At 37.0% G+C, this 7,558-nt stretch carries 9 protein-coding genes; 5 read left to right on the forward strand and 4 right to left on the reverse strand.

Annotation, left to right across the window (positions count from 1 at the left end; translation table 11 throughout):
* Window positions 1-196: 196 nt before the first annotated feature.
* From I6E85_RS20490 to gloA, 3 genes are all read right to left on the reverse strand, one after another.
* Window positions 197-1,795 carry an MASE1 domain-containing protein gene (locus I6E85_RS20490; RefSeq protein ID WP_024589302.1) on the reverse strand — a complete coding sequence of 533 codons (1,599 nt, stop codon included), beginning with the start codon at window positions 1,793-1,795 and terminating at the stop codon, window positions 197-199.
* Window positions 1,782-2,411 carry a response regulator transcription factor gene (locus tag I6E85_RS20495; RefSeq protein ID WP_024589303.1) on the reverse strand — a complete coding sequence of 210 codons (630 nt, stop codon included), beginning with the start codon at window positions 2,409-2,411 and terminating at the stop codon, window positions 1,782-1,784. The genes I6E85_RS20490 and I6E85_RS20495 overlap by 14 nt, the downstream gene beginning before the upstream one ends.
* A 167-nt stretch (window positions 2,412-2,578) precedes the next feature.
* The gene (gene gloA / locus I6E85_RS20500) at window positions 2,579-3,106 is read right to left on the reverse strand and encodes a lactoylglutathione lyase (RefSeq protein WP_024589304.1); all 528 of its coding nucleotides are present in this window, start codon (window positions 3,104-3,106) and stop codon (window positions 2,579-2,581) included.
* A gap of 595 nt (window positions 3,107-3,701) precedes the next feature.
* On the opposite strand from gloA, the gene I6E85_RS20505 reads away from it, so the two are divergent.
* Entirely contained in the window at window positions 3,702-4,211 is a 510-nt protein-coding gene (locus I6E85_RS20505) for a DUF421 domain-containing protein (protein ID WP_024589305.1), read from the forward strand.
* Window positions 4,212-4,281: 70 nt separating this feature from the next.
* On the opposite strand, the gene I6E85_RS20510 is transcribed toward I6E85_RS20505, so the two are convergent.
* Window positions 4,282-4,902 carry a trimeric intracellular cation channel family protein gene (locus I6E85_RS20510; RefSeq protein ID WP_007586765.1) on the reverse strand — a complete coding sequence of 207 codons (621 nt, stop codon included), beginning with the start codon at window positions 4,900-4,902 and terminating at the stop codon, window positions 4,282-4,284.
* Window positions 4,903-5,318: 416 nt separating this feature from the next.
* On the opposite strand from I6E85_RS20510, the gene I6E85_RS20515 reads away from it, so the two are divergent.
* From I6E85_RS20515 to I6E85_RS20530, 4 genes are all read left to right on the forward strand, one after another.
* Window positions 5,319-5,909: a cold shock domain-containing protein gene (locus I6E85_RS20515; protein ID WP_024589306.1), complete on the forward strand. Its 591-nt coding sequence runs from the start codon at window positions 5,319-5,321 to the stop codon at window positions 5,907-5,909.
* A 273-nt stretch (window positions 5,910-6,182) separates the two neighbouring features.
* Window positions 6,183-6,464 (forward strand): hypothetical protein, encoded by a 282-nt coding sequence (locus I6E85_RS21105; RefSeq protein WP_024589307.1) that lies wholly within the window; start codon window positions 6,183-6,185, stop codon window positions 6,462-6,464.
* Window positions 6,464-6,937 (forward strand): hypothetical protein, encoded by a 474-nt coding sequence (locus I6E85_RS20525; RefSeq protein ID WP_197237298.1) that lies wholly within the window; start codon window positions 6,464-6,466, stop codon window positions 6,935-6,937. The genes I6E85_RS21105 and I6E85_RS20525 overlap by 1 nt, the downstream gene beginning before the upstream one ends.
* A 77-nt stretch (window positions 6,938-7,014) precedes the next feature.
* Window positions 7,015-7,437 (forward strand): hypothetical protein, encoded by a 423-nt coding sequence (locus I6E85_RS20530; RefSeq protein WP_024589309.1) that lies wholly within the window; start codon window positions 7,015-7,017, stop codon window positions 7,435-7,437.
* The last annotated feature ends 121 nt before the right edge of the window (window positions 7,438-7,558 follow it).

Raw genomic sequence — 7,558 nt, forward strand, 5'->3', positions numbered from 1 at the left:
AAAAAGCAGTTAGCTTATGAGCAACTGACCACTTAATCTAGCCAAAACAAGTTATGCACTTACAATTTGAATCTAGGATATCAAAAGGCATGCTATTACAGCTATTAGGTAATCAAGCCGAGATTCAAGTTAATCCCGACCACCTTGACGAAGGCCAATTAAGGCAAAAGTTTTATACCAAACAAGTTCATGTTTGCTAATTAATTGCGCCATCAAAACTCAAAGGCAGCTTTACTTTAATGGTAAAGCCATTTTGTTTAAACACCTTAAAAGTGCCGCCTAACGCTGTAGTTCGCTCCTCTATAAACGCCAAACCGTAGTGACCTGAGTTATCTGTTGGGGTTACTAAAGTCCCGTTATCGCTAATTGTTAACTCAATAAATTCGTCGCTGTTTATTATATTTATAACCAGTTTGCTGGCATTGCTGTGCTTCATACAATTGGTTACTGCTTCTTGGCAAATTCGGTAAATAGCTATTTCGTGATCTTTTGAAAGGCTATTATCTAACTTAAATTGTGGCTGATACTTAATATTTGCCTTGTGCAGTAAGCTTTTTAGTCGCCCTTGTGTTATTGCCTTTTCTAAACCGAGTTCATCTAACTCACGCGGGCGAAGATAATGCATTAATTGATAAACAGAGTCATACATCGAATTAGCATTGTTTTTTAATGTAGTCACAAACGATTGGGTATCTTCGTTACTAAGGTGCGACAAAATAGCTAAATCTGTTTTTAATGCTGTTAGGTTTTGCCCTAATTCGTCATGCAACTCTTGCGAAAGGTGCTTTCGCTCGTTTTCTTGCACCGACACCATTTTGGCAGCCAGCGCCGTGTTTTGAGTTAGCTGCTCTTTAAGCTCTTTATTGGTTTGCTTTAACTCATTGTTTTTACGTTTAAGCTCAGTAATTGCAGCGCCTAAAACCATACTGGTAATTGCGTTTGCTAAAATAAATAACTGGCTAATGTAGGTATTGCTAGGCTCGTGCGTAATGCTTGCTTCAATTATTATTAATGCGTTAATTAGCGCTGCACTGCTTACAGCCCCTAACGAGCCATACTTATACGAAAACCAAATAATAGGTAATAACGATGCAAGCCGTAATAGCGGGTAGGTATCTGGGCGAACCGCATAGACAAAAAATACAATTAATATAAAACACACTAAAGTGGCTACTAGGCCAAATAACTTAGTGAGCCTGACTGTGTTAAAACTGTATTTAGAATCGTAAATTAACATAATAAAAGGGGCAATTAACAGCGAGCCAGTAATATCGCCCAAGCACATGTTTAACTGATACTGCAGTAGCTCTTTAGCAACCAATACATTTGTAAATTCAAATGCACTGGCAAACAAAAACCACTTTATAGATGTACTCGCAACACAAAGCAGTATTAACGAAAGTATACCTAGGCTGTCGTTAATGCTTGGCGGCCAACGGCTATTTTTAAACACATAAACAAGCGCTATAAAGCAAAGTTCCTGCCAAAAGCCATGAAATAAATCAAACTCCCAAACCCCACTGTATGTTAAACCAAGCTGCGCAGCTAAAGCGCGCGATACAACCCATAAGGTGAGCCAATAGCGTGTTGGAGTGAGTAAGTAAAACGCAATTTTTACGCCTGCGGGAATAAATATCGCGCTGCTCTCGGGTACGGTTTCAAGGTTTTGGCTAACCCAAAAAGCGGCGAGTGAAGCAATAAAGTAAATTAGCCCCACCAATAACTGTTTAGCTACCTCTTTGTATGCGGTAGTAAAACTAACATTAGATAAAGAAGAAGCGTTAGGTAAGTTCATCTAACTGTATTACTCCCGCATCAATTGCAATTTTTAGCAGTTCAAACGAGGTCGTAACATTAAGTTTGCTGTATATGTTTGCTTTGTGTACATGTGCTGTTTTAGGCATTATTTCGAGTATTTGCGCCACTTGTTTAGCGTTTAATCCCTTAGAAAATAACGGAAGGGCTTCAAGCTCTCTGTTAGTAAGTACAGTTAATGCTAAATTTTCGCTACTCATCGAAAAGTTTACGTCTTCACTAATGTACCTTTTACCTAAAGCGACTGCTTTAACTGCATCTATTAGCTCATCAGAGGCAGAGCGCTTAGACACATAACCCAAAGCACCTAATCGCAAAGCATTGCTTACATAAGGTTCGTGGTCGTGCATGGAGGCCACAATACTTTTAATATGTGGGAAAAACTCTTCAAGGTACGACAAAAAAGAAAGGCCGGTTTCAGTCCCGTTAAGCGATATATCAACAATAAATATATCAGGTTGTTCAAGCTCTACAGCCAGCTTTGCTTCTGTCACGCTGCAGGCTTCAATAATTACTTTCCAATCTGGTTGTAACTCTAAAAGCTTTTTAAAGCTGTCTCTTACTAATTGATGATCTTCTATGATGCCAATGAGCATTTAAATCTCCTTTTATGCTTTCAATACAGCGGAGCGGGTAACTAATTACCTAAAACGTTTAAATGGGTTACCTCACTTAAAAGCAAGGTAACAAAACCAGTGGTTCTAAATTGGTAATTAGTTGCTGGTGGAGATTACAACTAAGCTCTTTTTATAGCAGCTCATTGTTATTGCGAAAGAATAATCTCAGTAATACCTTCAGCAGATAGTATTTCAATCCAGTAGCCGTCAGGGTCTTTAATAAATGCTAGGCCCTTCATTGAGCCATCATCTGGTTTTTTTACAAACTCAACGTCGTACTTTGCAAAGCGCTCACAGGCTTCGTAAACATCCGGTACGCTAATACCAATATGCCCAAATCCTTTAGGTTCTTGGTTACCACTGTGGTATCCCTCAAAGCTGTCGTCGCTTTCAGTGCCCCAGTTATGGGTTAACTCAATTAGCGCAGGGCGACGAAACACCCATTCTGCTTTAGTTTTATCATCACCTTGTGGCAATTCTTGCTCGTAGCCTAAAAAGTAAAGCGTAAACTTCATACCAGGAAAATCATACTTACCTAACAGCTTCATACCTAATACATTTTGGTAAAATTCAAGCGACGGCTTTGGATCTTTAATACGTAACATAGTTTGTTGCATAACAAAGCCCTGAGTGGCCTGTTCAACTTGTTCTGGTGATTCGTTATAGTTAGACATGGTGATCCTTACTGAAAATTATAAAAAGGGTGTAAGTATTACGTGTTCCATCATAATCAACCGCCACTTAAATTAAAACCATTCTAGGTAATTCAACGCGTTATAATTGCCTTTAAATTACTAGCACAGTATTTGCAAAGCGTATAATTAAAACTAATGGGCTGTTAAATATCTCTGTGCATATTATTAACACAAACTAGGACGTTTTTTTGAAAACACTTTTACCTTTACTAAGTCTAATATTATAGGCTTTTTTATTACTCGCACTCACGAGTTTTTTTAGTGGGTTTTATAATGCGTATACAATATTTTCTGGTGGCGATCCTAAGTTAATCGCGAGGCATATTTCATCAGCCATTGTTGTATCACTTATACAAATTATTCCTGCTTTAATTGGGCTTTTTATAAATACGTACGTGCTAAATAGTAGGTTAAATAAAAACATAAACAGCTCAGCCATTTTTATAAATATTTCAAAATTTTATGCCTACCTGTGGATTTTATTTATTCCACTTGGTACGTTTTTAGGTATTAAGCAATTAATTAGATTAAAAAGTGTAAGTACATAACGAGCACTTACAAAAAAGGAGCCACTATGTTTTACGATGATATTCAGGGGTTATTACGTGTACTTACAATAGGCGTACTGGGTTATATTGCACTGGTGTTCTGGCTGCGCGTATCGGGTAAACGTACGCTTTCAAAGTGGAACGTGTTCGACTTTATAGTCACCATTGCGCTGGGCTCTATATTGGCGTCTGTTATTATTTCAAAAAGTGTTCCGTTAGCTGAGGGCATACTTGCCTTTGTCGTATTAATAGGGCTGCAATATATTATTACGTGGCTTAGTGTGCGCTCGTCAAAATTTGCAGCGCTTATAAAAGCAAATCCCACGTTATTACTAAGTGATGGTGAATACTGCACGGCTGCACTTAAATCACAGCGGGTAACAAAGTCAGAAATTCGCGCCGCTATTCGTGGTGCAGGCATATTAGCTATAGAAGATGTAGCCGCAGTTGTGCTAGAAACCGATGGTAGTTTTAGTGTACTTAAGCAAAATAACAGCGGGTTAAAAACTACGTTAAGTGATGTAAGCGGGCATTAAATTAATACGCTAATAGTTATATTAACTAAGGCAGGTATATTACCTGCCTTAATTTGTATTAAAGCATAAGTTATTTAGCGTGCTGCTCTAACAAACTAAAGGTAGGTAACCGCCACTTAAAGCGTATTGAGGCCATACGTATTAAGTATCCCGCAACCAAGCTCACAATAATGCTGATGTTGTCGTCAATATTGTAATGGTGTAGCGCTAAGTACAAGCACGCTACAAGTAACGATACACTCGCGTATAGCTCGTTATGTAATACCAACGGCGCTTGGCGACATATTAAATCACGCAGTAATCCACCAAATACGCCAGTAACAACCGCAGCCACTACACAAATACCGTAATGTAGGCCCATATTTAGCCCCACTTGGCAGCCAATAATACTAAAAGCAGCTAAACCCAGGGCGTCTAGGCGCATAAATATGCCTTTAAATTTAACCACCCATTTAGCAAGCCACGTAGTAACAATACCGGCAATACAGGTAATTAATAAATACTCTGGGTGTTGTACCCACGTTAGCGGGTAATTGCCTAGCAATATATCTCGTACGCTGCCACCACCAATTGCGGTCGCACTGGCTACCAGCACCACACCAAACCAGTCCATTTTCATTCGGCCTGCGCTAAGTGCGCCGGTCATGGCTTCTGCGGTAATACCAATAATATAAACAACAGTTAGTAACATGAGATAATCACTTAAAATACGTGCGTAAAAATAAGGTGTGGATTGTATAGATAAATTAAGTAAATAACGAATGAAAAATCGTACTAAAAAAGCTTCATTCAGATAGAAATAACTAATGACAAAACCGAGTGTAAACAAGCTGTTAAGCTCGTGGGTGAATGCGTAATGGTTGATGTGAATTAAAGGACATTTGGCCGCAAATTATAAATAAAACAGGTTGAGGTTTAGTTGTTTTTAGCACGCTTATTTGTAGCTAAATTTAATGGTTAAGTTTAATAATTGGTTTAGTAGGTAAAGCGTAAAATTAACGCAATATGAATATTTAGTTGCATGGTTTTAATTTAGGAACGTATAATAACAAGTGTTAACTAAATGGAATTTGCGTAAAACGCAGCTTAAGCAGAGCAGGTGGATACATGAACAAAGGATTGTTAAAGTCGTGGAAAACCGACAAAGGTTTTGGTTTTATTAAATCAGACACCCTAGAACACGACACGTTTATACACATATCAGCGCTCAAACACATGAGCCGCAAGCCAAAAGTTGGCGACACCATTTACTTTGAAGTTGCAACACAGCCCGACGGTAAAACCAAAGCAATTAACTGCCGCATAGAAGGCGTTGCAGAGCTTAAAGCACCTTATCAAAAACACAAACAACACCCGCACAGTATTGCCAAATCTAATTTTGCCAGTAGCTTTTTAGGCAAAGTCGCCTCAATTGGTCTTACTGTGCTTTGTTTATATGCGTTTACTAAATACAACTCTCACTCAAGCAGCCAAACACCCATTATCACCAATGATGATTTAGCCACCTTTGATAAACAATACCCAAAAATCGTTATTACTAAAAGCACGCAAAATTTTACGTGTGATGGCAGGCAATATTGTACTGAAATGCGCTCACGCGATGAGGCGGTATTTTTTATTAATAATTGCCCGAATACAAAAATGGATGGGGATGGAAAACCTTGTGAAAATGATTCACGGTTTAAAAATGAATGGTAATTTGATAAACCGTTTAGCTAAAGGTTGGGTTGAAAAAAATAGAATTAATAGCTGTGTATAAATACAGCTATTTGCAATTTGTCCCATAACATTATTAAAAGTCGTTTTGGGGTTAAATAACAAAGGGTACTGAGTAGCAATTGTAATTAATTGTTTATAAATGAGTTGTTTGGTGTAATTATCGTACAGCTTATTATTTGCCGTTTGTGTGGGTATGAAATCCAAGGTATTGATCTATAATCTGTTATGTGTATTTGTAAATTGGAGTTATTAATGAAATCTGATAAATATAATAGAAGCATAAATTTTTTGTGTTCGACATGTGGCTGTAAAGATTTTTCATATGATGAAGGGGTGGATGAAGCTATCCAAATAATGACCTGTGCTTCTTGCGAGCGAGAATTCAATAAAGATGAACTTCTTCAAGAAAATAGCGAAAATATAGATGAACATCTTTCTGAAATTAAAAATGAAGTAAAAAGAGACTTAGCAGATCAACTGCGTAAGTCTTTGAAAAAGTCTTTTTCTGGGAATAAGAATATAAGGTTTAAATAATGTCTGTTTCTATCGATGCTGGTGACTTAATAGCAGGCCTAGCTTTTCTTTTATCAGGTTATGCAACTTGGCAAACGGTGAGCTTTAACAAAAAGCAGAAGTCCCTTGTTGAAAGCCAAGAAAAGCTAAATAACCTTCTTCTAGAAAAAGAGAGTGAAGATGCTTTAAAAGAAAAAAGAGCAGATCTTGGAGCTTCTTTTATAAAGTTAGGGGGTAGTAAATACAGACTTAAAGTTTGGAATAAGGGTTCTTTTACAGCTAAAAACGTTAGAATTGAGTTTCCAGAAGGAAATGATGTCGTAATCGATTCTGAAATAACAGAAAAATTTCCAATGGAGAGTTTAGAAAGGCATCAGTCTGTAGAGCTTATTGCTAGTGTTCATGGGCAGACAAAACGGAAACATGTTGTGAGGCTTATTTGGGAAGATGATTCTCAATTGCATAATGAGAAGCTGTCGTACCCCACAATCTAAACACACAATTAATAAGACACCCATCTTAAATTTCAGCTTAGTCAGCAGTGCAGAGCAAGTTTTCGGAGTATTAAAAAATGGACTTTGTTATATGCTTAATTTTATTTTTATTGTTCTATATTTTAGTCAATTATATCCAAAGCATTATTGGGTATTACCCTAAACTAGCTAGAGAATATAAAACGGATTTAATTATTTCTGATTCCTCACTTTTAAAATCAAGCAGTATGTACTTGACGAATGTGGCAGATATTTCTCGTGAGAAAAACAGTGAATATCGGACTTGGCTAAATATCAAATCATTTCAGCAAGGTATATTTATAAGCCAAAAACGGATGTTGATTCTACTATTTCCCAGGAGTTTTTTAATACCATGGGAGCAAATTAGTTTAATAAAAGAAAAAACTAATTTTCTTAAAAATCAATATCTTTATAAAGTCGAATGTAAAAAAGAACCTGTTTATATCATTACGAAATTCGATTTATTAAAAAGCGTGTGAATTAACAGTGACACCCATCCTAAATTTTGCTCTTTTCAAAATTTAGGACTACGTTTATTTAGTGTAAAAAATAAGCAGGGTGTCTTATGGCTATCGCAAGAAAGCGTCAAGTAAGTTTGGT

Source organism: Pseudoalteromonas sp. NZS71, from assembly GCF_015864715.1.
Taxonomy (GTDB): Bacteria; Pseudomonadota; Gammaproteobacteria; order Enterobacterales; family Alteromonadaceae; genus Pseudoalteromonas; species Pseudoalteromonas arctica.